We start from the raw sequence: 23,224 nt of genomic DNA, 5'->3' as shown, positions 1-23,224 counted from the left end.
CTTACGATGGCGTGGTGCCTGAGCTGCCCGCGTCCGTCCGGCTCGCGCTCTGGGTCACGGCCTCGTGGCGAGGCGACCTGGCCACGACCGACGCCCTGGCGCGGGCCTTCCCCGACCTCGACCACGTGGCCGGCGACCTCGCCCGGCTCGACGTGTGGCGCGACCTCGGGGAGCGCGCGCTCTTCGTGGCGCTCCCCCGTCCCGGCGACCTCAGCCGTATGCCGCGTGGTTCGGCCGAGGCCACCGCGCACGCTGCCGACGCGGGCGAGTGCGTGTTCGTCGCCGGGATCGGCGGCGTGCTCGTGCCGACCCTGTCCGAGTACGGCCCGGAAGGCGACGTGGGCTTCCGCGCCGAATGGACGGCCTACGAGGCCGATCCCCTGCCGCGGCACCGGATGGAGATGCTCGACCTGCGCGAGATCGAGCGGGAGCTGATGTCGCGGATGCGCGAGCACACGGCCGGCTTCGAGGCGGTCGGAGGTCACCCGTGGGGTGACCAGGCTCGTGCCGAGGCGCAGGCCGACCTGGACACGGCGCTCTGGGGCATCCCGACGACCACGTCCGGACGGGCCTTGCGGATCATGTCGCTCGCGGCCAACCTCTCGCGACTCGCCCACCGCACGAGCAGCCTCACCTCGCTCGGTTCCGGGGGCCTCGACGCCGGCACCACGGCGGCCCGGTCCCGGCTGCTCCGTGACCTCGCGGCCGACGCCGACTCGGCCCTCGCCGACGCGACGAACGTCGCGGTGATGTCGATCGCCGGCTGGCGCCCGGCCTGACTACGCGCTCTCGTCGCGCGCGGCGGCGGCCTCCAGCCGGGCGATGAGGGCACGGGCGTAGGCCCGCTCGGCGTCGATGTCGGCGTGGCGCTCGACCGCGCCCGACGGCGCGCGGACCGACACGGCATACCCTCCCTCGAGCTGTTCGAGCGCGACGAACGCGTCGCCGAGCAGGTCGCGCAGCTGGTCCTCGCGGGGCAGCCAGACGACCTTGTCCTGCTCCACGCTGTCGAGCGCCCACTCGGTCGTGCCGTTGAAGCCGATGACGTCGCCCGTGGAGAAGTGGTGCACGTCGACGGTGATCTCGCTGATGACGAAGACGTCCTCCTCCATCCCCTTGACGGGCACGACGAAGCGGTCGCCGGACACCGGCTCCCAGGTCAGCCCGGCATCGGTGAGCCGGCGGGCGAGCTCGATGGTCAGCATGTCTCCCATGGTCACATCCGCCCGGGACATCGCCAAGAGACCCTAGATTCGGCGCATGACGGAACAGCCGACGCTGGAGCCTCTGGACGAGACCACCTTCACGAGGGTGCTGTGCGTCGTGGCACATCCCGACGACCTCGAGTACGGCGCGGCAGCAGCGGTCGACCGGTGGGTGCGGGCCGGCAAGACCGTGACCTACCTCCTCGTCACCCGTGGTGAGGCAGGCATCGACACCGTGCCGCCGTCGGAGGCGGCTGCGCTGCGCGAGCAGGAGGAGCGGGACGGCGCGGCGCGGGTCGGGGTCGAGGTCGTCGAGTTCCTCGACGGCTTCCACGACGGCGTGGTCGAGCACGGGCTGCCGCTGCGGCGCGCCATCGCCCGGGAGATCAGGATCCGCCGACCGGACCTGCTCGTCACCATGACCTACGCCGACCGGTTCTCCGGCGGCGCGGTCAACCAGGCCGACCACCGCGCCGTGGGGCTGGCCGTCGTCGACGCCAGGGCCGACGCGGGCAACCGCTGGATCTTCCCCGAGCTCGTCGACGAGGGCCACGAGCCGTGGCAGGTGGCGAGGATCCTCGTCTGCGCCGACCCGGAACCGACCCATTTCGTCGACGTCTCGGACCACTTCGACGCCGCTGTCGCCTCGTTGTCGGCCCATGACGCCTACCTGACCGCTCTGGGGCCGGACTACCCGAAGCCGGCCGAGCTGCTGGGGCAGATGCTGGGCGGACCGGCCGAGGTCGTGGGCGTGGCGTACTCGCTGACGGGTCGCCTCGTCGGCTGAGCGCCCGAGCGGCAAGGCGCAGCGCGGCCGCTCAGGCGCCGAGCACCGACCGGTAGACCTCGAGCGTGCGGTCGCCGATGGACGACCACGAGAAGGAGTCGACGGCGCGCTGCCGCCCGGCCCGGCCGTATGCCCGCGCCCGGTCGACGTCCGAGACGGCGTCGGTCAGTGCTGCGGCGAGGTCCGCCACGAACCGGTCGGGGTCGACGGGTGTGCCGGTCCCGTCCTGCACCTGCTCGATCGGCACGAGCCAGCCGGTGTCGCCGTCGACGACCACTTCGGGGATGCCGCCGGTCGCGGTCGCCACGACGGCCAGCTCGCACGCCATCGCCTCGAGGTTGACGATGCCGAGCGGCTCGTAGACCGACGGGCACGCGAACACGGTGCCGTGGCTGAGCAGTGCGATCACCTCGTTGCGGGGCAGCATGTCGGGGATCCACACGACCCCCTCGCGCTGCTTCCGCAGCTCGCCCATCAGGCCCTCCACCTCGGCGAGGATCTCCGGCGTGTCAGGGGCGCCGGCACAGAGGACCAGCTGGACGTCGGGCGGCAGCTGCGCACACGCGCGGAGGAGGTAGGGCAGACCCTTCTGGCGGGTGATGCGCCCGACGAAGACGACCGACCGCCTGTCGGGGTCGACGCCGTGACGACGCACGATGTCGGTGGCCTCGGCGGAGCGGTCCGCCGACCACAGCTGCGAGTCGATCCCGTTGTGCACCACGTGAACTCGCGACGGATCGAGGGACGGATAGCTCCGGAGGATGTCCTCACGCATGCCTGCGCTGACCGCGACGACGGCGGCCGCGGCCTCGTACGCCGTGCGCTCGGCCCACGAGGACACGCGGTAGCCACCGCCCAGCTGCTCGGCCTTCCAGGGTCGCATCGGCTCGAGCGAGTGCGCGGTGACGACGTGCGGCATGCCGCCGAGCAACGAGGCGAGGTGGCCGGCCATGTTGGCGTACCACGTGTGCGAGTGCACAAGGTCGGCACCGACGCAGTCCCCCGCCATGCTGACGTCGACCCCCAGGGTCTGCAGCGCGGCGTTGCCGCCCGCCAGCTCGGGCAGGTCGGCGTATGCCGTCGTGCCGGCCTCGTCGCGCGGCGCGCCGAAGCAGCGCACCTGCACGTCAAGGTCGCCGCGGGCCCGCAGTGCGCGGACGAGCTCGGCCACGTGGACCCCTGCCCCTCCGTAGATCGCGGGCGGGTACTCCTTGCTGAGGATGTCGACTCGCACGGGTCGACCCTAGTGCCGCACAGGTCGCCCGGACAGTGACGTCTTGTCCATGTTCCGCGCCGACGCTGCCCCGGCGGCGACCGCTGCCCTAGGGTGGCGTGCATGGCCCGACGAAGCCCAGCCGCTGGTCCGAAAGTCCTCGCGATCGTGCTCGCCGGTGGTGAGGGCAAGCGGTTGATGCCGCTCACCGCCGACCGGGCCAAACCGGCGGTGCCGTTCGGCGGCATCTACCGGCTCATCGACCTGGCCCTGTCCAACGTCGTCAACTCCGGCTACCTGCAGGTCGTCGTGCTGACGCAGTACAAGTCGCACAGCCTCGACGCGCACGTGACCAAGACGTGGCGCATGTCGACGCTCCTCGGCAACTACGTGACGACCGTGCCGGCCCAGCAGCGCGTCGACAAGAACTGGTACCTCGGCAGCGCCGACGCGATCTACCAGAGCCTCAACCTGATGCACGACGAGCGGCCCGACATCGTCGTGGTCGTCGGCGCCGACCACGTCTACCGCATGGACTTCAGCGCGATGGTCGAGCAGCACATCGAGTCGGGCGCCGGATGCACCGTGGCCGCCATCCGGCAGCCGATCTCGCTCGCCAACCAGTTCGGCGTCATCGAGGTCGACGACGACGACCCGACCCGGATCGCCGCGTTCCTCGAGAAGCCCAGCGACCCCAAGGGCCTGCCCGACAACCCCGAGGAGGTGCTGGCCTCCATGGGCAACTACGTCTTCACCGCCTCGGCGCTGGAGGAGGCCGTCACCACCGACCACGACACCGACTCCAACCACGACATGGGCGGCGACATCGTGCCCTACTTCGTCGGTCGCGGCGAGGCCGGCGTCTACGACTTCAAGGACAACGAGGTGCCCGGCGCCACCGAGCGCGACCGCGGCTACTGGCGCGACGTCGGCACCATCGAGTCGTACTACGACGCCCACATGGACCTCATCTCGATCCACCCGGTCTTCAACCTCTACAACTACGAGTGGCCCATCTACACGAGCCACAGCCCCTACCCGCCGGCGAAGTTCGTCCACGGCAGCGGCGACCGCATCGGCGAGGCGCTCAACTCGGCCGTCTCGCCCGGCGTCGTCGTCTCGGGCGCCCACATCTACGCCTCGGTGCTCTCGCCGCTGGTCAAGGTGCACTCGTACGCCAGCATCCAGGGCTCGGTGCTGCTCGACGGCGTCGAGGTCCACCGCCACGCGCAGATCCGGCGCGCCATCATCGACAAGAACGTCGTGATCCCGGAGGGCTGCCAGATCGGCATCGACCACGAGCACGACCGCGCCAGAGGGCTGCACGTGACCGAGACCGGCATCGTGGTCGTCGGCAAGGGCCAGGTCGTCACCCGATGACCGACACGCTGCCGGCGAGCGCGGGCGACCCGCGGCCGGCCCGGGTCGGGATCCAGGTGCCGCCGCAGCACGCCACCTGGGCCCAGATCCGCCGCACCGCAGCGACGCTCGAGGAGCTGGGCGTCGATCTGCTCCTCAACTGGGACCACTTCTTCCCGCTCAGCGGCGACCGTGGTGGCCTGCACTTCGAGTGCTGGACGATGCTCGGCGCCTGGGCAGAGTCCACCGAGTCGGTCGAGATCGGCGCCCTCGTCACCTGCAACAGCTACCGCAACCCGAACCTGCTCGCCGACATGGCCCGCACCGTCGACCACATCAGCGGCGGACGGCTCGTCCTCGGCATCGGGTCCGGCTGGGCGCAGCTCGACTACGACGAGTACGGCTACGAGTTCGGCACTGCCGGAGGGCGACTCGACGACCTCGCGCGCGACCTGCCCGTCATCCGCGACCGGTGGACGCGCCTCAACCCTCCCCCGACCCGGGACATCCCGATCCTCATCGGGGGCGGTGGTGAGAAGAAGACGCTCCGGATCGTCGCCGAGCACGCCGACATCTGGCACGGCTTCGGCGAGCCCCAGGAGATCGCCCACAAGCACCGGGTCCTCGACGAGTGGTGCGCCCGCCGTGGCCGCGACCCGCTGGAGATCGAGCGCTCCGCCGGCGTGGCCTTCGTGCCCGGGCGCAACCCGGACCAGACCGGCGACTACGCGAGCAACGCCGACCAGCTGTATGCCGTCGGCACCCGGCTCTTCACGGCCAGCGTGGCCGCGGCCGACCCGGACCTGGCGCGGGTGCGCGACCTGGTCCAGTGGCGCGACGAGGTCAACGCGCGCCGGTCCCGGACGCAGGCCCTGCCCGGCTGAGCGCCCCACCCGCCGACACCGAACGGCGCGGTCCGAGCGTGACGGGCGGGACGGCATACGCCCTCGGGCTGCGACGCACGGGCCGTATGCCGGAAGGTGCGACGGGCGTCACCGTGCCGTCACTACCCTGATCCGGGTGACCGACGCCCACACCGATGCAAGCACCGACGGACCGGACTTCCACACGCTCAGCGTCACCGTGACGGGCGACGACCGGCCCGGCGTGACCGGGACGCTCCTCGGCGCCCTGTCCGGCTTCGGGGCGGAGGTCCTCGACATCCAGCAGGTCGCCGTCCAGGGCCACCTGACGCTGACCGTGCTGCTGCGCCCCGGCGACCAGGTCGAGCAGCTGCGCGACGCCGCAGCGGTTGCGGCTCACCGGCTCGGGGTCACGCTGACCGTCGTCGAGGGAAGCGGGGACAACGCCCGCTCCCGGCAGGGCCGGGCCGCCGTCGTGGTCCTCGGCGCTCCCCTGCGCGCGAGCGCCGTCTCCAAGGTCACGTCGCGGATCGCCGAGCACGGCGCCAACATCGACCGCATCCGCCGCCTCTCCCGCTACCCCGTCACGACGGTCGAGTTCGACATCTCCGGGGCCGACGTGCCGTCATTGCGCACCGAGCTGGCGCTCGTCTCGACCACCGAGGGCATCGACATCGCCGTGGCCCCGGGCGGCCTCGCCCGTCGCGGGCGACGGCTCGTCGTCCTCGACGTGGACTCGACGCTCATCCAGCAGGAGGTCATCGAGCTGCTCGCCGCGCACTGCGGCCGCGAGGCGGAGGTGGCCGAGGTCACCGCGCGCGCGATGGCCGGGGAGCTCGACTTCGAGGAGTCGCTGCGGGCGAGGGTGGCCACGCTCGCCGGGCTGCCCGCGAGCGTGCTCGACGACGTGCGCGAGGCCGTCCAGCTCACTCCCGGTGCCCGCACGCTGGTGCGCACGCTCAAGCGGCTCGGCTTCACCGTGGGCCTCGTCAGCGGCGGGTTCATCGAGATCGTCGGCAGGCTCGCCGAGGACCTCGGCATCGACCACGCCCGCGCCAACCGGCTCGAGATCGAGGACGGCCACCTCACCGGCCGGGTCGTCGGTGCCGTCGTCGACCGCGCGGGGAAGGCGCAGGCGCTCCGCGAGTTCGCCGAGCGGGAGGGGCTGCCGCTGAGCCGCACGGTCGCCATCGGCGACGGCGCCAACGACCTCGACATGCTGGACCTCGCGGGCCTGGGGGTCGCCTTCAACGCGAAGCCGATCGTGCAGGAACAGGCGCAGACGTCGGTCAACGTGCCCTACCTCGACTCGGTGCTCTACCTGCTCGGCATCTCCCGCGACGAGATCGAGCAGGCCGATCTGGACGACGGCACGCCGACCCAGGCTCCGCCGGTGCCGCACGGCCGTCACTAGGCTGGCGCGATGCAGACCGTGGCTCCCTCGTCCAGCCCCACCGGCCCGGGCCCCTCCGGCTCGGGTCTCACGGGATCGGACGTGCGCCGCACCCTGCTCGTCATCGGCGGCGCCGAGGACCGGATCGGCCGCTCGGTCGTGCTCAAGCGCTTCGTCAAGCTCTCCGGTGGGCACCGCGGGCACATCGTCCTCATCCCGACCGCGTCCTCGTTCGCCGAGGAGGTCTCGGAGTCCTATCGCGACGTCTTCACCCGCCTGCGCGGCGGCGAGATGACCGTCGTGCACCCGGCCACGCGGCGCGACGCGAACGACGCCGCCATGGTCGAGGCGCTCGACGCCGCGACCGGCGTCTTCCTCACCGGCGGCAGCCAGGTCAAGCTCGCCCAGAACATCGTCGGCACCCCGGTGGGCGACGCCGTCGTCCGGGCCTACCAGCGCGGCGCGGTCGTCGCAGGCACGTCGGCCGGCGCCTCGATCATGAGCCGGTTCATGATCTCGCTCGGCGAGGAGGGCCTGACGCCGCGGCAGCGCGCCAGCCAGGTCTCGGCCGGTCTCGGCCTCGTCGAGGACATCATCATCGACCAGCACTTCGACCAGCGCGGGCGCTACGGCCGGCTCATGTCGATGGTCGCGGCCTCCCCCAACCTGCTCGGCATGGGCATCGACGAGAACACCGCCGGTGAGATCCGGGGTGGCCGGGTCATGACGGTCCTCGGGGCCGGGTCGATCTTCGTCGTCAATGCCCGCAACGCCATCACCGACGCACCGGACGCCCGGCGCGGAGCCCCGCTGCTCGTCTCCGGCGCGGTGGTGCACTCACTGCCCACGGGCAGTACCTTCGACCTCGACCACGTCGAGCTGACCGCCTTCGTCGAACGCCACCCGGATGTCGAGGGGGCGGTCGTCCCGGCCAAGGTTCGAACGGCGGCCTCGGCGAGCAACGCCGCTCGCTGAGTCCGCACGCCCAGCGCACCACAGCACCGCAGCAACGGTCGAGGGCGCGCCGTCCGGCGCGACCCAGCGACCCCGTAGGAGGAGATCCATGGCCGTCGAGGTACCCACCCCCACAGGACCGGCCCGCCCGGACCTGAAGATCCTCGAGACCCGGATCTACCGCGGCCCCAACGTCTGGTCCTACCAGCAGGCCATCCACCTCGTCGTCGACCTCGGCAGCCTCGAGGAGTACCCGACCGTCTCGCTCCCCGGCTTCACCGACCAGCTCATCGAGCTCGTGCCGGGCCTCGACCGACACACCTGCTCGCGGGGCCGTCGGGGTGGGTTCATCGAGCGGCTGCGCGAGGGCACCTGGCTCGGGCACGTGGCCGAGCACGTCGCCCTGCAGCTGCAGACCCTCGCCGGCCACGACTCCCGCCGGGGCAAGACCCGCGCGGTCAAGGGCGAGACGGGCCGCTACAACGTCATCTACAGCTACACCGACGAGACCGTCGGCGTCGCCGCCGGGAAGCTGGCCGTCCGCCTCATCAACCACCTCGTCGACGCCGAGGACGGCTTCGACTTCGAGGCCGAGCTCAACGCCTTCCTGCGCCAGGCCGAGCGGGTCGCGTTCGGCCCCTCGACCTCTGCCATCCTCGAGGAGGCGGCGTCCCGCGACATTCCCTACATCCGCCTCAACTCCGCCTCCCTCGTGCAGCTCGGCCAGGGCGTGCACGCCCAGCGGATCCGCGCGACGATGACCTCGAAGACGGGCGCGCTGGCCGTCGACATCGCCGGCGACAAGGACCTCACCACCAAGCTGCTCGGCTCGGCCGGCCTCCCCGTGCCGAAGCAGGAGGCCGTGCGCACCCAGCGGGGCGCGCTCGAGGCGGCCCGCCGCATCGGCTTCCCGGTCGTGGTCAAGCCGCTCGACGGCAACCACGGCCGCGGCGTGTGTCTCGACCTGCAGAGCGACGAGGAGGTGGAGAAGGCATACGACATCGCCAAGGCGCAGTCGCGCCGCGGGATCGTGGTCGTCGAGTCCTTCGTCACCGGGCGCGACTACCGCTGCCTCATCGTCGGCGGCCGCATGCAGGCGATCGCCGAGCGCGTGCCGGCGCACGTCATCGGCGACGGCACGCACACCGTGGCTGAGCTCGTCGACATCACGAACGCCGACCCCCGCCGCGGGGTCGGCCACGAGAAGGTGCTGACGAAGATCAAGGTCGACGCCAACGCCCTCGAGGTCCTGGCCGGGCAGGGGCACAGTCTCGAGTCGGTCCCGCCCGAGGGCGAGATGGTCAAGCTCGCCCTCACCGGCAACATGTCGACCGGCGGCATCTCGATCGACCGCACCTACGACGCGCACCCCGACAACGTCGAGATCGCCGAGGAGGCCGCTCGCATCGTCGGACTCGACGTGGCGGGCATCGACTTCATCTGCCCCGACATCACCTACCCGGTGCGCGAGACGGGCGGCGCGATCTGCGAGGTCAACGCCGCGCCGGGCTTCCGCATGCACACCCACCCGACCGTCGGCGAGCCGCAGTTCATCGCCAAGCCGGTCGTCGACCTGCTCTTCCCGCCGGGCACCCAGTCGCGCGTGCCGATCGTCGCGGTGACCGGGACCAACGGCAAGACCACGACCGCACGGATGATCGCCCACATCTTCAAGGGCCTGGGGCGCAAGGTCGGGATGACCTCGACCGACGGGGTCGTCATCGACGAGCGGCTCGTGATCAAGGCCGACGCCTCGGGGCCCCGCTCCGCGCGGATGGTCCTGCAGAACCCCCGCGTCGACTTCGCCGTCATGGAGGTCGCCCGGGGCGGCATCCTGCGTGAGGGCCTGGGCTACGACCGCAACGACATCGCCGTCGTCACGAACATCGCTCCCGACCACCTCGGCATGAAGGGCATCGACACGCTGCGACAGCTCGCGGACGTCAAGGCCGTCATCGTCGAGGCCGTGCCACGCGACGGCTTCGCCGTGCTCAACGCCGACGACCCGCACGTGCGCAACATGCGCCGCCGGTGCTCCGGCGGCATCGTGTGGTTCTCGATGGCCGAGCCCGGCAGCGAGGTCCGCGAGTTCGTCGACGACTACTGCCGTCGTGGCGGCCGCGCTGTCGTGCTCGAGCCGAGCGACCGCGGCGAGATGATCGTCATCAAGCACGGCCGGCGCAGCATGCAGCTCGCGTGGACGCACCTGCTCCCGGCGACGTTCGGGGGCGCCGCCCGCTTCAACATCGCCAACGCGCTGGCCGCAGCCGGTGCCGCCTTCGCCGGGGGCGCCCCGCTGCACGACATCCGCCAGGGCCTGCGCACCTTCGCCACGACGTACTACCTCTCCCCTGGGCGCCTCAACCTCGTCCAGGTCGGCAACGCCGACGTCTTCGTCGACTACTGCCACAACGCCGCGGGCATGAAGGAGCTCGGCGAGTTCGTCGACCGCTACGCCGAGCAGAAGCAGGGCCAGTCGGACCTGGCGCGCATGTCGCGCATCGGCATGATCGGCGCCGCGGGCGACCGCCGCGACGACGACATACGCGAGCTCGGCGCCGTCGCCGCCCAGCACTTCGACGTCCTCGTGGTCCGGGAGGACGCGCGGCTGCGGGGCCGCAAGCCCGGCGAGGCCGCGGCTCTCGTCGCCGAGGGCGCGCGTACCGCCATGCAGGAGGGCGCCCGCTGCCGCCAGGTCGAGATCGTGCTCGACGAGCTGGAGGCCACGCGGCACGTGCTGGCCCGCACCAACCCCACCGACCTGGTGGTCCTGTGCGTCGACCAGCACTCGATGGTCGTCGCCGAGCTGGAGGAGCGGACCAAGCACGCCCAGGCCGGTGCCCGCACCGGCAACCCGGCCGCGCCCACGAGCGACCCCGACCTCGACCCGAGCACCCTCACCGAGACGGCAGAGGCCGAGGGCGACGAGGCCGAGGGCGAGGCCTTGGCGACCGTTCCCCCGGAGGCCCAGCCGGTGGCGCTCGACGACACGGCCGTCTGACCGCCGCGCCCGGGCGTCCCGCGTCCCTTCCCGGCGGCCGAGAGTGCGCCACGGCGCACTTTCGGCTGCCTCCGGACTCGAATCCCGGTTGAAAGTGCGCCACGGCGCGCTCTCAGTCGGAAGTGGGCCCGAAACCGGGCTGAAAGTGCGCCGTGGCGCGCTTGCGTATGCCGGCTGGTGCAGTCCGGAGCAGTCCGCGCGGGCCGGCGGTCCGACGGGTCAGTCGGCTGCGGGGGCGAGCTCGTCGGCGTACGCCCGCAGTGCCCGACGGTAGGACTGCGTCTCCACGTCGGTCGTCGCCTCCAGGCTGCCACGGATGAGGTCGGCGACCGCCTGACGCTCCTGGCCCAGGTCGGCCTGCACGAGAGCGCGCAGCATGAGGGCGGCCGGGTGGTGCGGACGGGTGGCGAGGACGTCGTCGAGGAGCGGCAGAGCCTCCCCGGCACGACCGACGACGCGCAGGCTCGAGGCGAGCTGCAGCTGGGCGCGGTGCCGGTACGGCTCGCGCAGCCCTCTCGCGATGGCCTGCTCGTACAGGTCGATGGCGGGTCGTTCGTCGCCCATCGCGTCCTTGGCCCCGGCGAGCTCGAAGAGGAGCCGCGCGTCACCGGGGTGGTCCTCCACGAGCGCCTGCGCCGCCTCCACCCGGGCCCGCTCGTCGTCCATGGACCAGAGCGCGGCGAGCTCTGCCTCGAGCTCGTGCTCGCCGCGGGCCGCGACGACCTTGCGCCGGATGGTGCGGGCGTCGTCCACCGTGCCGCCGTGCTCGCGGATCCAGTGGTCGACCTCGGTGCGCTCCGCATGGCACATCAGCGCGATGACGTCACCGTCGAGGGCGTGCGGCACGAGCGCCTGCAGCGACGCGAGCTCGGTGTCGTGGTCGGGGACGTCGAGGACCCCGACCTTCGCGAGCCCGTCGCGGAAGAGCCCGAGCAGGTCCTCCGGCCGTCGCCCGCGCAGGTAGTGCTCGGCGATCTTGAGCACGACCTCTTCCGCGCCGCGACCGGCGATCTCGCCCATGGCCATGATGGCCTCGTCGGCGCGGTCACCGGCGCAGCCGAGACCGAGCCGGACGGCGCCACCGGGCGCGGCGAGGCCACGCGCGACCTCCAGCAGCGCCTCGAGGCCGGCCTCGTTGTGGGCCATGTCCATGATGACCGTGGCCTTGCCGCCGCCGGGCAGCGGCAGGGTGTAGGTGTTGAGCCGCCCCCAGTTGTGCTCCGGGTCGGGCGCGAACGTGCGCAGGCCCTCGACGACGGCCGAGCGCGGCACTCCCAGACCGAGGGCGGCCGCCGCGCCCGCGAGCGCGTTGGCGATGTTGTTGCGCGAGAGCCCGCTCAGGGTCATCGGCACGTCCACGATCTTGACGAGCCGGTCCGGGTCGCCGTTGGGCGAGAGGACCACGATCTCCCCGTCGAGCACCGTGATGCCCCGGCCACCGGCGTTGATCGACTCCCACAGGGCCGGTGACGCCGGGTCGAGGCTGAACGCCCACGGCTTGGCCTTGATGCCGGAGTGCATGGCCCACACCCGGGGGTCGTCGCCGTTGAGCACGACCCAGCCCTGCGGCTTGGTGACCGTCGTGACGATGGCCTTGACCTCCGCAAGCTGGTCCAGGGTGTCGATGCCCTGCAGCCCCAGGTGGTCGGCGCTGACGTTCGTGACCACGCTGACGTCGTTCGCGGTGACGCCCATGCCCTTGAGGAGCATCCCGCCGCGGGCCGTCTCGAGGATGCCGATGTCGAGGCCCGGCGTCTCGAGCACGCCTCGGGCGCCGGCCGGCCCGGAGAAGTCGCCCTCCTCCTTGGTCTCCCCCATCACGACGATGCCGTCGGTCGAGCTCCAGGCCGTCGTCAGGCCGGCCGCCATGCACATGTGCGCCATGAGACGCGTCGTCGTGGTCTTGCCGTTGGTGCCGGTGACGGAGGCGACGGGGACGGCGGGCGTCAGCACGCTGGGTCCGGGCCCGTCGGGTGCGGCCAGGATGACGGCCGCCGCCGCCTCGATGACCTCGTCCGCCCGGCGCGACGGGTCGAGCAGCCCGGCCATGACGACGCCCACCTGCTCACCGGCGACCCGGCCCCGTGTCCGGTGAATCCACGGGAAGGCCAGCACGACGTCCTGGACCGTCTGGCCCGCGCGCACGCGCACGCCCAGGCGCCCGGCGCCGATCTCGGTGCCGAGCCGGCGCATGACGGTGCGCAGCACGCGCATGACGAAGCGCTGGCGCAGCGCCGTCCCCCGCTTGCCGGGACGGGCCGAGCGCAGCCCGAGCCGGCGGGCCAGCGCTTCTGCCTCGGTGCGGCGCAGCTCGAGGTAGCCCGGCAGGTGGAGGATGACCTTGATCGCCGGCCGGGAGAAGTAGAGGTTGGGCCCGTCGAGCACCCGCACCTCGCCGACCCGAACCCGGTCGACCGCCACACCGTCGACGCGCTCGCCGCCCTCTGCGGCTCGGGCGCCCGACCGAGGAGGCGTCGTGAGGGCGCTGGACTCGTTCCCGGGGTCAGGCATGGGGAGGACTCTAGCGAGCAGGCGCGAGGGGCCGCGCAGTCACTGCCCCATGGCGTGGACGCCGCCGTCGACGTGCACGATCTCGCCGGTCGTGGCCGGGAACCAGTCCGACAGCAGGGCTGCGCAGGCCTTGGCGGCCGGCACCGCGTCGTTGACGTCCCAGCCGAGCGGCGCGCGCTCGTCCCAGACCTGCTCGAACTGCTCGAACCCCGGGATCGACTTGGCCGCCGTGGTGCGGATCGGGCCGGCGGCCACGAGGTTGCAGCGCACGTTCTTCGGGCCCAGGTCACGCGCGAGGTAGCGGTTGGTCGACTCGAAGGCGGCCTTGGCCACCCCCATCCAGTCGTAGACCGGCCAGGCGAACTTCGCGTCGAAGGTGAGGCCCACGACCGAGCCGCCCTCGGACATCAGGGGCAGCGTCGCGACGGCGAGGGACTTGAGGCTGTAGGCCGAGATCTGCAGCGCGGTGGAGACGTCCTCCCACGTGCCCTCGAGGAAGTTGAAGGCACCCTGCGGCGCGAAGCCGATCGAGTGCAGCACGCCGTCGAGCCCGTCGACGTGCTCGCGGAGGCGCTCCGCGAGCGTGTCGAGGTGCTCCTGGTCCGCGACGTCGAGCTCGATGACGGCGGGCGTCTCGGGCAGCCGCTTGGCGATCGTCTGGGTGATCCGCATCGTCCGTCCGAACGAGGTGAGGACGACGGTGGCGCCCTCCTCCTGCGCGATCTTCGCGACGTGGAACGCGATCGAGCTGTCCATCAGGACGCCGGTGATGAGGAGCTTCTTGCCTTCGAGGATTCCCATGCCTGCGACTTTCTCGTGTGTGGGGGTGCGCGTGACCGCGCAGGGGCGCGAGCGGCGTACGTATGCCGTGTGGCGGGGTCAGTGCCCCATGCCGAGGCCGCCGTCGACGGGGATCACGGCGCCGGTGACGTAGGCGGCGTCGTCGCTCGCGACGAAGCGCACGACGGAGGCGACCTCCTCGGGCGTGGCGAAGCGGCCGGCGGGGATGGTGGCGAGGTAGGCCTTCTTCTGCTCCTCGGGCAGCACGGCGGTCATCTCGGTCTCGATGAACCCGGGGGCCACGACGTTGGCCGTGATGCCGCGACCGCCGAGCTCGCGCGAGATGGAGCGCGCGAGGCCGACGAGGCCGGACTTGGAGGCCGCGTAGTTCGCCTGGCCGGGCGAGCCGTAGAGCCCGACGACGCTGCTGATGAGCACGATGCGACCGCGGCGCTTGCGGATCATGCCGGTGACGGCGCGGCGGGCGCAGCGGAAGGCACCGGCGAGGTTGGTGTCGATGACCGAGTCGAAGTCGTCGTCGCTCATCCGCATCAGGAGGGTGTCGCGGGTGATGCCGGCGTTGGCGACGAGCACCTCCACGGGGCCACCGAAGATCTCCTCGGCAGCCGTGAAGGCGGCGTCGACGGAGGCGGAGTCGGTGACCTCGCACGTGACGCCCTGCAGCCCCTCCGGCGGCTCGCCGGACCGGTGCGTGATGACGACGTTGTCGCCGGCGTCGACGAAGGCCCTGGCGATGGCCAGTCCGATGCCGCGGTTGCCGCCGGTCACGAGCACGTTGCGCGCCTGGTTCGCTGACAGATCGGTCGTTGGCACTGGTGGGTTCCTCCATCGGTCCGGCGGTTTCCTGCCCCGAAACCTAACGGACTACCGAAGGGTAGACAGCACGCACGGTTCGCGGCGCCGACAGGCTTATGGTGGAAGGGTGCCAAGAGCCAAGAAGCAACCCGTGGTGTACTCCGTCACCTCGGCGCCCACGTCCACGACGGACGACCAGGACAAGCGCATCAAGCGCTACCTGACGATGATGGGCATCCGCATCGCCTGCTTCGGCCTCGTCTTCGTCACGTCGGGCTGGCTGCGCTGGACTGCCGTGCTCGCGGCCGTGTTCATCCCCTACGTCGCCGTCGTCATCGCCAACGCCGTCAGCCCCCGGCAGCCGGGCAGCCTCCAGTCGGTGACCCCGCAGGACGACCTGCACCGCATCGGCCGGTGAGCGCCGCCGAGCCGTCGGCAGACCTCCCGGGCACCGGCGACGACCGCGTCTGCAGCGCCAAGGGCTGCCGCGCGACAGCGCGTCACGCGGTGGTGTGGAACAACCCGAAGTTGCACACCGCCGCCCGCCGCAAGGTGTGGCTCGCCTGCGACGAGCACCGGACGAGCCTCGCCGACTTCGTCGCCCTGCGCGGCTTCCTCATCGAGGTCGTCCCGGTCGAGCAGCTGACCGACGCCGACGGCTGAGCCGCCCGACGCCCGACGGCGGGGCTCAGCCCCAGACGGCCAGCTCCTCCGCACGTGGGCCCTCGACGACCCCGGAGGGCACGTCGAAGACCATGACGGCGGGCTGCTCCGGGGACCACCTCGGCCACCCGGCGTCGCCGTCGCGCCCGAAGGCCACCCAGGCGCGGTGCATCTGCTCTGCCAGCTCCTGGGGTGCCTCCTCCCCCGCCATGAGGGCTCCGCGGGCGAGGCTGTCGAAGACGAACGCCAGCTCGAGCGCGTGGCAGGCTCCCAGTGCGGCTACCGGGGTCTCCCAGTCCAGCTCGTAGACCTGGACCGCCCCGCCTGCGGCGTGGTGGCCGGCGGCCAGTCGCGCCGACGGCGCCCGGAAGGCGGCGTCGGTCAGCATGGCGCAGACGAGGTCGCCGGGCGAGGCGTCCGGCCGGCCCCCGGCATACGTCTCGACAGCCCCCTCGGGCCAGCCGTAGCGGGCGGCGAGCACCGGGAGCATCTCACGGGTGATGCCACCGGCGACGCCCGTGGGCACGAGGAAGAGGCGGAACTCGTCGCGCGTGGTGCCGATGAGCAGCGGTATGCCGGCTGCGGCGCCCTGCGCGATGCGCTCCTCGGGCACGCCCGGGACGATGTCGCCGTCGACGACCGGGAAGAGGCTCATGATGCCGAGCCCGCCGCGGAGCACCGAGGCGCCCCACCGGGCCGGGTCGGGGTCCGCCTGGATGGCCAGTCCGATCGCCGTCTGGGCGGCCACGACCGCCTCCGGGTCGAGCTCCGCGAAAGCCTCGGCGGTCGCCGGAACGCCGAGATGGGCTGCGATGGCGGCACTGACCTTGCGGGCGTCCTCGAGCGCGCAGACCGCGGTGCCGCCGCCGCTCTGGACCACCGCGCGGTGGAAGAGGCCCTCGGCGGCCGGCGAGGCCATCAGCGTCGCCACGCTCATCCCACCGGCGGACTCCCCGAAGACGGTCACGTCGTCGGGGTTGCCGCCGAAGGCGGCGACGTTGTCGCGCACCCACTCGAGCGCCGCCACCTGGTCGCGCAGCCCGAGGTTCGTCGGTGCGCGCTCGAGGACCGCGAAGCCCGGCACCCCGAGGCGGTAGTTGATCCCCACGAGCACGACGCCGTCCCGGGCGAACGCGGTCCCGTCGTAGGTGGCGACCGAGCTCGCCCCGCGGACGAAGGCGCCGCCGTGGATCCACACCATGACCGGCAGGGACCGGGCCCCCTCGGGGGCCCACACGCTGACGCTGAGGTAGTCGTCACCCGGGTCGACCGAGCTCGGGAGCACGGTGTCCATCGGGGCGGGGTATGCCGACTGCGCGGCAGTCGCGCCGTGCTCGGTCGCCGCACGCTCCCCCTCCCACGGCACGACGGGGCGGGGCGCGCGGTACCGGTCGGCGCCGACGGCCGGAGCGGCATACGGGATCCCGAGGAAGCGGTTCACCCCGTCCCGCTGCACACCGCGGACAAGGCCACCAGAGACGCGCACGACGGGGTCCATGGGCACATCAAACCAGCCGACGCGGGCAGGTGGCCGGGAGGGCGGCCCCTGGTGGTCGGGTCAGCCGCCGATGGCCGACATCGGCCGGTCGGGCTGGACGAAGCCGGGGTCGCCGATGCCGTGTCCGCGCCGCTTGCGCCACATCTCGCCGCGCATCAGCGCGAGGAGCTCGTCGTCGGTGGCGCCCTCGCGCAGCGGCCCCCGCAGGTCGGTCTCGGTGGTGGAGAAGAGGCAGTTGCGCACCTGGCCGTCGGCGGTGAGGCGCGTGCGGTCGCAGGCGGCGCAGAACGGGGCGCTGACGCTCGCGATGATGCCGACCGTCTCGGGGCCACCGTCGATGAGGAAGCGCTCGGCCGGAGCGCTCCCCCGCTCGGCCGCGGGCAGCGGCGTCAGCTCCCAGCGCCGGGAGAGGCGCTCGCGGATCTCGTCGGCGGTGACCATGTCACTGCGGTCCCACGCGTGCTGGGCGTCGAGCGGCATCTGCTCGATGAACCGCAGCTCGTAGCCGCGCTCGAGGCACCACGCGAGGACGTCGGCGACCGACTCGTCGTTGACGCCGCGCATGGCGACGGCGTTGACCTTGACCGGGGTGAGGCCGGCATCGGCCGCCGCCTTGAGCCCGGCCTCGACGTCGCCGAGGCGGTCGCGGCGGGTCAGCTGGGTGAAGGTCTGCGAGTCGATGGTGTCGAGGCTGACGTTGACCCGGTCGAGGCCGGCCTGCTTCAGCTCGCGGGCCACCCGCTCGAGCCCGACACCGTTGGTCGTCATCGCGATCCTCGGTCGCGGCTCGAGGGCCGCGATGCCGGCGACGAGCTCGACGAGGGACCGGCGCAGCAGCGGCTCGCCGCCGGTGAGGCGGACCTGGGTGACGCCGTCGCGCACGAAGAGGCCGATGACGCGCAGCAGCTCCTCATCGGTGAGCATCTCCGCCTTGGGCATCCAGGGCAGGCCCTCGGCAGGCATGCAGTAGGTGCAGCGCAGGTTGCACCGGTCGGTCACGGACACTCGCAGGTCGCGGGCCACCCGACCGAACTGGTCGGCCAGTCCGGCCGGTCGCACGCTCGGGTCGGGAAGGCGGGTCATGGGCTCCACTCTAGGCCGGGGTACCGTCGTTGGGTGCTTCGACTGTGGCTGACCCGGCGCTGGCTGCTCGGCACCCTGGCCGCCGTGGTCTTCGGAGTGGCCTGCTTCTACCTCGGCCTCTGGCAGTGGCACCGCCATGTCGAGCAGCGCACCAAGGTCGACGCCATCGCCAGCAACTACGACGCGACCCCGTTGCCCTTCTCGGCAGCGCTCGTCGGGCAGCCGCTCACGCCTGAACGGCAGTGGACGCACGTCACCGTGAGCGGCACGTATGCCGCCGGCAGCGACCTGCTCGTCCGCAACCGCACGCTGAACCAGACGGTCGGGTTCGAGGTCCTGACGCCGCTGCGGACCGGCGGCATGACGATCCTCGTCGACCGGGGGTGGGTGCCCAACGGCGCCAACGCCGAGACGATCCCGCCGGTCGACCCGCCACCGACCGGGCCGGTCCGGGTGACGGGCTGGCTGCGCACCGGGGAGGTGAGCCTGGGGCGTGACGTGCCGCGACCGCAGCTGGTCAGCATCAACGTCGCCGACGCCCGTGCCCAGGTGCCGTCGCTGAGCAGCGTGGACGCCTACGTCGTGCTGGGCAGCCAGGCCCCTGCAGCCGCTTCGGCAGGCCATCCGCTGCAGCCGCTGCCCCGGCCCGAGGAGGACCTGGGACCGCACCAGGCCTACGCCTACCAGTGGTGGCTGTTCATGCCGGGCGGGGTGCTCTTCGTCTTCTTCGCCATCCGGCGACAGGCCGCCGCCGTCCGGGAGTCGGAGGCCGGGCCGTACCCCGCGCCGAAGCCCAAGAAGGTCCGCATCTGGGACGAGGAGGACGCCTGACCGGGTCCTCTGGCGGCCTCACACGTGGTCGAGGGCGTCGGTGCCGAGCTCGGCGAGGTCGCCCGAGCTGACCGCATCGGTTGACCGGGCGCGCCCGACCGCCTGGTCGTCGAACTGGGTGGCGTGCAGGTCGGCGTAGAGCCCACCCGCCGCGAGCAGCTCCGCGTGCCGGCCGGTCTCGACGACGCGTCCGTGGTCCATGACCACGATGAGGTCGGCCTGGCGGATCGTCGAGAGCCGGTGGGCGATGACGATGGAGGTGCGGCCCTGCAGGGCTGCGTCCAGCGCGCGCTGCACCGCCACCTCGGACTCGGAGTCCAGGTGGGCAGTCGCCTCGTCGAGGACCACGACGTCGGGTGCCTTGAGGAGCAGGCGGGCGATGGCCAGGCGCTGCTTCTCGCCACCGCTGAGGCGGTGCCCGCGGTCGCCGACCACGGTGTCGAGGCCTTCGGGAAGCTCGTCGACGAGCTGGCTGATCTGCGCGGCGCGCAGGGCGGCCTGGATCTGCTCGTCGGTGGCGTCAGGGCGGGCGTAGAGCAGGTTGGCGCGGATCGTGTCGTGGAAGAGGTGGGCCTCCTGGGTGACGACGCCCACCCGGTCACGCAGGGAGGTCATGGTCACGTCGCGCAGGTCGGTGCCGCCGACCCGGACCTCACCGTCGGTCGGGTCGTACAGCCGTGACACGAGGGAGGTGAGCGTCGTCTTGCCGGCGCCGGAGGGGCCCACGAGCGCCACGAGGCTGCCGGCCGGTGCGGTGACGGAGACGTCCTGCAGCACCACACCACTGCCGCGGCGGTCGCCGGAGGCCACCGACTCCAGGGAGGAGAGGGAGACCTCGTCGGCCGACGGGTAGCGGAACGACACGTGGTCGAGCTCGACGCCGAGCGGGCCCTCGGGCAGGGCCACGGCGCCCGGGCGCTCCTTGACGAGCGGCTCGAGGTCGAGCACCTCGAAGACGCGCTCGAACGAGATGAGTGCGGTCATGATGTCGACGCGCACGTTGGACAGCGAGGTCAGCGGGCCGTAGAGGCGGGCCAGCAGGGCTGCCAGCGCGAGCAGCGTGCCGACGGAGAGCGTTCCGTTGACCGCCATGACACCGCCGAACCCGTAGATCATCGCGGTCGCCAGGGCGGCGACCAGGGAGAGCGCGGCCATGAAGAGCGTGCGGTTGAGGGCGATCTGGATGCCGACGTCGCGGACCCGCCCGGCGCGCTCGGCGTACTCGGCCTCCTCGCGTGAGGGGTTGCCGAAGAGCTTGACGAGGAGGGCGCCCGCGACGTTGAAGCGCTCGGTCATCCGCGTGCCCATGTCGGCGTTGAGGGTCATCTGGCGGTGCGCCAGGCTGGCCAGGCGCCGGCCCATGAGCTTGGCCGGCACGAGGAAGAGCGGGACGAGCAGGAGCGAGCCGAGGGTCAGCTGCCAGGAGAGGGCGACCATGGCGCCGACGACGAGCACGACGGAGACGATGTTGGAGACGACGTTGGACAGGACCGAGGTGAACGCCTGCTGCGCCCCGACGACGTCGTTGTTGAGCCGCGACACCAGCGACCCGGTCTGGGCCCGGGTGAAGAAGGCGATGGGCTGGCGCAGCACGTGCCCGAAGACCTGGGTGCGCAGGTCGTTGATGAGTCCCTCACCGATGCGCGCCGAGTACCACCGGGAGACCACGGTGAGCAACGCGTCCACGACCGCGATGCCGGCCACGACGAGCGCCAGTCGCACCACGACCGAGGAGTCCTTGGGAATGACGCCGTCGTCGACGAGGCTCTTGAGCAGCAGCGGCACGGTGACCACCAGGACGGAGTCGATGACCACGACCACGAGGAAGGTGATGATGGCCGAGCGGTAGGGCGCGGCATACGTCAGGACCCGGCGCCGGGTGCCGGGTGAGAGGCTCCGGTCGGCCACTGACGAGTCGCGCGACATCGATCGCATCGCCATCCACGGCTGCATGCCCATACACAGACCTCCTGTTGTCCCCTCCATCCAACCCCGAGGGACCGACAGCGATTCCCCGGACCGCTGCACGAGGCCAGCACGACACGTGCCGGACGCGCGGGATCAGGCGCCGAGGCCCCCGAGCATCGCCTGCAGCAGCCCCGTCTGGGCCTCCCGCTCGCGGGCGAGCTGGCCCTCCCGGTCGCCCCCGACGGCCCCCCGCAGCAGCGGCTTGAGCGCCCGGAGGGCCGGGGCCGGCGCGGCGAGCAGCGCGTCGACGAGCGAGCCGGTCGCGTCCTCGAGGTCGGCCGCCGGGGCGAGCGAGCCGACGAGCCCGATGCTGTGGGCTTCGGGCGCGGAGACCTTGCGCCCGGTGGCGCAGATCTCGAGGGCACGGGCGTAGCCGACGAGGTGCACGAGCGGTCCGGTGCCACCGAGGTCCGGGACCAGCCCCAGGCTCGTCTCGCGCATCGCGAACCACGCGTCCAGGGCGGCGACGCGCAGGTCGGCGGCGAGCGCGAGCTGGAAACCGGCACCGATGGCGTAGCCGTGGACCTGCGCCACGACCACCGCCGGGCACGCGGCCCAGGCGGTGAAGCCCTGCTGGTAGCCGGCGATCCCCCTCTGGATCGCCCTCGGGCCTCCGGCGGCGAGCTGGGCCACGCTCTCCTCCCCCGGCACGCCGGAAGTGGTGAACATGGCCGTGTCGATGCCCGCCGAGAAGGCGTCACCGGCGCCGCGGAGGACGACGACGCGTACGTCCTCGGGGAGCGAGCGGGCCTCCTCGGCGAGCGCTGCCCACAGCGACGGCGTCTGGGCATTGCGCTTCTCCGGGTGGTCGAGCGTGAGGGTGCGAACGGGCCCGTCGGTCTCGACCCGAAGGTGCGGATGCGTCATGGGCGCAGGCTACCGGCCGGTCAGGCCCGGGCCGCCAGGCGCTCAGGCAGCGGCCACGCCGACGGTCACCGTCGGCCTGACCGCGCGCAGGATCCCCCAGCCGGTCACCGAGGCCGGCTGCACCACCTCGACCCGGAAGACACGCGCACAGTCCAGGCACGACCACGCCGAGGTCGGGTCCGGGAACGGCGTCAGGTCGTCACCCGTGCAGTGGGGGCACGAGAGGTGCTGGGTCGGCATGGCGAAGAGTCTGCCTGGGCGGCAGCAGTCGTTCAATAACCGTCCATTATCTGATCCAAAGCGACAGGTTATGTGGCTGTGCTCGTCACTGCCCGAGCGCCCCGATGGCCCGCGCCACCACCAGCAGCGACGTGAGCAGTGCGGCCGTGGCCTCCAGACCCATCAGCGCCTTGGCCCTCGCAGACAGCGGCATCGTGTCCGTGGGGCTGAAGGCGCTCGAGTTGGTGAGCGAGACATAGAGGTAGTCGATGAACGCCGGGCGCCAGTTGCTGCGCTCGCTCGACGTGGCGGCGACCTCCGTGACGGTGTCCTGGTTCTCGTCCTGCGAGAAGCGCCAGTCGGCCGGCGGGATCCGCTCCCGGCCCAGCGTCCGGCGGGCCACCGGCCCGCCCCGGTCGATCTCCCAGAAGAGCAGCCCGAAGCCGATGACGTTGGTCAGCCACACCTGCATCCCGGCGAGCAGCAGCGAGCTGCCGCCCCCGACCGAGGCCGTCAAGGTGCGCACGAGCATCCCGAGCGCCACCAGGTTGGTGGCGATCATGACGCAGGCCAGCGTGATCGAGGCGGCTCGCGACCACCTCGTCTGGCGCACCAGCCGTCGCGGGTTGGCCACCATGAGCGCCGCCAGCAGCGCGAGCTCGACCGCGGGGATCACCAGGCGGGGGCCGAGCAGCAGCCCCTCGGGCAGCAGCGCGTACACGGCGGCCGCCGCGACCACCGCGGCGGCTGGCCACAGGCGGTTCTCCCCTGCGCTCGAGCGCGTGCCGCTCAGTCGTCGTGACGGCTTGCTCGTTGTCATGGCGCAAAGGTAGCGGCGCCGACGGGGAACGGGCGCTCAGGCGAGCGAGATGAGGTCCTTGTAGTCCGGACCCCAGAGGTCCTCGACGCCGTCGGGCAGCAGCAGGATGCGCTCGGGCTCCAGGGCGTCGACCGCGCCCTCGTCGTGGGTCACGAGCACCACGGCGCCCTCGTACGTCTTGAGCGCGCCGAGGATCTCCTCGCGCGATGCCGGGTCGAGGTTGTTGGTCGGCTCGTCGAGGAGCAGGACGTTGGCCGAGCTGACGACGAGCATCGCGAGCGACAGGCGCGTCTTCTCGCCGCCCGAGAGCACCCCTGCCGGCTTCTGCACGTCGTCGCCCGAGAAGAGGAACGAGCCGAGGACCTTGCGCACGTCGGTCTCGCCGAGGTCGGG

At 72.2% G+C, this 23,224-nt stretch carries 22 protein-coding genes; 10 read left to right on the top strand and 12 right to left on the bottom strand.

The features are described from left to right. Positions 1–14 precede the first annotated feature (14 nt). A complete protein-coding gene (locus ABD241_RS07760) occupies positions 15–779 on the top strand; it encodes a hypothetical protein (RefSeq protein WP_344060165.1) in 765 nt (254 codons plus the stop codon). Here ABD241_RS07760 and ABD241_RS07755 read toward each other — a convergent pair whose 3' ends face one another. After that, positions 780–1,214, bottom strand: coding sequence for a pilus assembly protein CpaE (locus ABD241_RS07755; protein ID WP_344060163.1), 435 nt, complete (start codon positions 1,212–1,214; stop codon positions 780–782). 46 nt (positions 1,215–1,260) lie between these two features. Between ABD241_RS07755 and ABD241_RS07750 the strand changes: the two genes are divergently transcribed. Beyond that, complete coding sequence (locus ABD241_RS07750) at positions 1,261–1,992, top strand: PIG-L deacetylase family protein (protein WP_344060161.1); 732 nt, start codon at positions 1,261–1,263, stop codon at positions 1,990–1,992. A gap of 31 nt (positions 1,993–2,023) precedes the next feature. On the opposite strand, the gene glgA is transcribed toward ABD241_RS07750, so the two are convergent. Continuing rightward, the gene (glgA, locus tag ABD241_RS07745) at positions 2,024–3,226 is read right to left on the bottom strand and encodes a glycogen synthase (protein WP_344060159.1); all 1,203 of its coding nucleotides are present in this window, start codon (positions 3,224–3,226) and stop codon (positions 2,024–2,026) included. A gap of 102 nt (positions 3,227–3,328) precedes the next feature. On the opposite strand from glgA, the gene glgC reads away from it, so the two are divergent. From glgC to cphA, 5 genes are all read left to right on the top strand, one after another. Next, positions 3,329–4,585, top strand: coding sequence for a glucose-1-phosphate adenylyltransferase (gene glgC, locus ABD241_RS07740; protein WP_344060157.1), 1,257 nt, complete (start codon positions 3,329–3,331; stop codon positions 4,583–4,585). Continuing rightward, positions 4,582–5,448 carry an LLM class F420-dependent oxidoreductase gene (locus tag ABD241_RS07735; RefSeq protein WP_344060155.1) on the top strand — a complete coding sequence of 289 codons (867 nt, stop codon included), beginning with the start codon at positions 4,582–4,584 and terminating at the stop codon, positions 5,446–5,448. The genes glgC and ABD241_RS07735 overlap by 4 nt, the downstream gene beginning before the upstream one ends. 136 nt (positions 5,449–5,584) lie before the next feature. Then, positions 5,585–6,841, top strand: a complete 1,257-nt coding sequence (serB, locus tag ABD241_RS07730) for a phosphoserine phosphatase SerB (RefSeq protein WP_344060153.1) — start codon at positions 5,585–5,587, stop codon at positions 6,839–6,841. Positions 6,842–6,850: 9 nt separating this feature from the next. After that, on the top strand, positions 6,851–7,795 hold the full coding sequence (locus ABD241_RS07725) for a cyanophycinase (RefSeq protein ID WP_344060151.1): 945 nt from the start codon (positions 6,851–6,853) through the stop codon (positions 7,793–7,795). Between the two features lie 88 nt (positions 7,796–7,883). Beyond that, positions 7,884–10,775 (top strand): cyanophycin synthetase, encoded by a 2,892-nt coding sequence (gene cphA, locus ABD241_RS07720; RefSeq protein ID WP_344060148.1) that lies wholly within the window; start codon positions 7,884–7,886, stop codon positions 10,773–10,775. A gap of 219 nt (positions 10,776–10,994) precedes the next feature. On the opposite strand, the gene ABD241_RS07715 is transcribed toward cphA, so the two are convergent. The 3 genes from ABD241_RS07715 to fabG form a co-directional block, all read right to left on the bottom strand. Continuing rightward, positions 10,995–13,286 (bottom strand): tetratricopeptide repeat protein, encoded by a 2,292-nt coding sequence (locus ABD241_RS07715; protein WP_344060146.1) that lies wholly within the window; start codon positions 13,284–13,286, stop codon positions 10,995–10,997. A gap of 39 nt (positions 13,287–13,325) precedes the next feature. Continuing rightward, complete coding sequence (gene fabI / locus ABD241_RS07710) at positions 13,326–14,087, bottom strand: enoyl-ACP reductase FabI (RefSeq protein ID WP_142221576.1); 762 nt, start codon at positions 14,085–14,087, stop codon at positions 13,326–13,328. A gap of 78 nt (positions 14,088–14,165) precedes the next feature. Beyond that, entirely contained in the window at positions 14,166–14,900 is a 735-nt protein-coding gene (fabG, locus tag ABD241_RS07705; protein WP_425580722.1) for a beta-ketoacyl-ACP reductase, read from the bottom strand. Between the two features lie 133 nt (positions 14,901–15,033). On the opposite strand from fabG, the gene ABD241_RS07700 reads away from it, so the two are divergent. Beyond that, on the top strand, positions 15,034–15,300 hold the full coding sequence (locus ABD241_RS07700) for a DUF3099 domain-containing protein (RefSeq protein WP_344060142.1): 267 nt from the start codon (positions 15,034–15,036) through the stop codon (positions 15,298–15,300). Next, positions 15,297–15,545 (top strand): hypothetical protein, encoded by a 249-nt coding sequence (locus tag ABD241_RS07695; protein ID WP_344060140.1) that lies wholly within the window; start codon positions 15,297–15,299, stop codon positions 15,543–15,545. The genes ABD241_RS07700 and ABD241_RS07695 overlap by 4 nt, the downstream gene beginning before the upstream one ends. Positions 15,546–15,570: 25 nt before the next feature. Here ABD241_RS07695 and ABD241_RS07690 read toward each other — a convergent pair whose 3' ends face one another. Then, the gene (locus ABD241_RS07690; RefSeq protein ID WP_344060138.1) at positions 15,571–17,043 is read right to left on the bottom strand and encodes a carboxylesterase/lipase family protein; all 1,473 of its coding nucleotides are present in this window, start codon (positions 17,041–17,043) and stop codon (positions 15,571–15,573) included. Positions 17,044–17,103: 60 nt separating this feature from the next. Then, positions 17,104–18,126, bottom strand: a complete 1,023-nt coding sequence (gene moaA / locus ABD241_RS07685) for a GTP 3',8-cyclase MoaA (protein ID WP_344060136.1) — start codon at positions 18,124–18,126, stop codon at positions 17,104–17,106. A gap of 33 nt (positions 18,127–18,159) precedes the next feature. Between moaA and ABD241_RS07680 the strand changes: the two genes are divergently transcribed. Next, entirely contained in the window at positions 18,160–18,957 is a 798-nt protein-coding gene (locus ABD241_RS07680) for an SURF1 family cytochrome oxidase biogenesis protein (protein WP_344060134.1), read from the top strand. Positions 18,958–18,975: 18 nt separating this feature from the next. Here ABD241_RS07680 and ABD241_RS07675 read toward each other — a convergent pair whose 3' ends face one another. From ABD241_RS07675 to ABD241_RS07655, 5 genes are all read right to left on the bottom strand, one after another. Further along, complete coding sequence (locus tag ABD241_RS07675; protein WP_425580721.1) at positions 18,976–20,898, bottom strand: ABC transporter ATP-binding protein; 1,923 nt, start codon at positions 20,896–20,898, stop codon at positions 18,976–18,978. A 120-nt stretch (positions 20,899–21,018) separates the two neighbouring features. Next, positions 21,019–21,792, bottom strand: a complete 774-nt coding sequence (locus ABD241_RS07670; protein ID WP_344060130.1) for an enoyl-CoA hydratase/isomerase family protein — start codon at positions 21,790–21,792, stop codon at positions 21,019–21,021. Between the two features lie 42 nt (positions 21,793–21,834). Continuing rightward, positions 21,835–22,032, bottom strand: a complete 198-nt coding sequence (locus ABD241_RS07665) for a hypothetical protein (protein WP_344060128.1) — start codon at positions 22,030–22,032, stop codon at positions 21,835–21,837. Positions 22,033–22,117: 85 nt separating this feature from the next. Further along, positions 22,118–22,831: a hypothetical protein gene (locus ABD241_RS07660; protein WP_344060126.1), complete on the bottom strand. Its 714-nt coding sequence runs from the start codon at positions 22,829–22,831 to the stop codon at positions 22,118–22,120. Positions 22,832–22,867: 36 nt separating this feature from the next. Next, the coding region (locus ABD241_RS07655) for an ATP-binding cassette domain-containing protein (protein ID WP_344060123.1) at positions 22,868–23,224 on the bottom strand (357 nt) is incomplete at its 5' end.

Origin of the sequence: Terrabacter lapilli (genome assembly GCF_039531305.1) — a bacterium.
GTDB classification, from domain to species: Bacteria; Actinomycetota; Actinomycetes; order Actinomycetales; family Dermatophilaceae; genus Terrabacter; species Terrabacter lapilli.
Note: the sequence above shows the minus strand (reverse complement) of the source record. Positions and strands in the feature narration are given on the sequence as shown.

Excerpts from the sequence above, each read along its gene's own strand:
- ABD241_RS07755 (WP_344060163.1), bottom strand. The coding sequence starts at position 1,214 with ATGGGAGACATGCTGACCATCGAGCTCGCCCGCCGGCTCACCGATGCC.
- ABD241_RS07750 (WP_344060161.1), top strand. The coding sequence starts at position 1,261 with ATGACGGAACAGCCGACGCTGGAGCCTCTGGACGAGACCACCTTCACG.
- glgC (WP_344060157.1), top strand. The coding sequence starts at position 3,329 with ATGGCCCGACGAAGCCCAGCCGCTGGTCCGAAAGTCCTCGCGATCGTG.
- ABD241_RS07735 (WP_344060155.1), top strand. The coding sequence starts at position 4,582 with ATGACCGACACGCTGCCGGCGAGCGCGGGCGACCCGCGGCCGGCCCGG.
- ABD241_RS07725 (WP_344060151.1), top strand. The coding sequence starts at position 6,851 with ATGCAGACCGTGGCTCCCTCGTCCAGCCCCACCGGCCCGGGCCCCTCC.
- cphA (WP_344060148.1), top strand. The coding sequence starts at position 7,884 with ATGGCCGTCGAGGTACCCACCCCCACAGGACCGGCCCGCCCGGACCTG.
- ABD241_RS07715 (WP_344060146.1), bottom strand. The coding sequence starts at position 13,286 with ATGCCTGACCCCGGGAACGAGTCCAGCGCCCTCACGACGCCTCCTCGG.
- fabI (WP_142221576.1), bottom strand. The coding sequence starts at position 14,087 with ATGGGAATCCTCGAAGGCAAGAAGCTCCTCATCACCGGCGTCCTGATG.
- ABD241_RS07690 (WP_344060138.1), bottom strand. The coding sequence starts at position 17,043 with ATGGACCCCGTCGTGCGCGTCTCTGGTGGCCTTGTCCGCGGTGTGCAG.
- moaA (WP_344060136.1), bottom strand. The coding sequence starts at position 18,126 with ATGACCCGCCTTCCCGACCCGAGCGTGCGACCGGCCGGACTGGCCGAC.
- ABD241_RS07675 (WP_425580721.1), bottom strand. The coding sequence starts at position 20,898 with ATGGCGATGCGATCGATGTCGCGCGACTCGTCAGTGGCCGACCGGAGC.
- ABD241_RS07670 (WP_344060130.1), bottom strand. The coding sequence starts at position 21,792 with ATGACGCATCCGCACCTTCGGGTCGAGACCGACGGGCCCGTTCGCACC.
- ABD241_RS07665 (WP_344060128.1), bottom strand. The coding sequence starts at position 22,032 with ATGCCGACCCAGCACCTCTCGTGCCCCCACTGCACGGGTGACGACCTG.
- ABD241_RS07660 (WP_344060126.1), bottom strand. The coding sequence starts at position 22,831 with ATGACAACGAGCAAGCCGTCACGACGACTGAGCGGCACGCGCTCGAGC.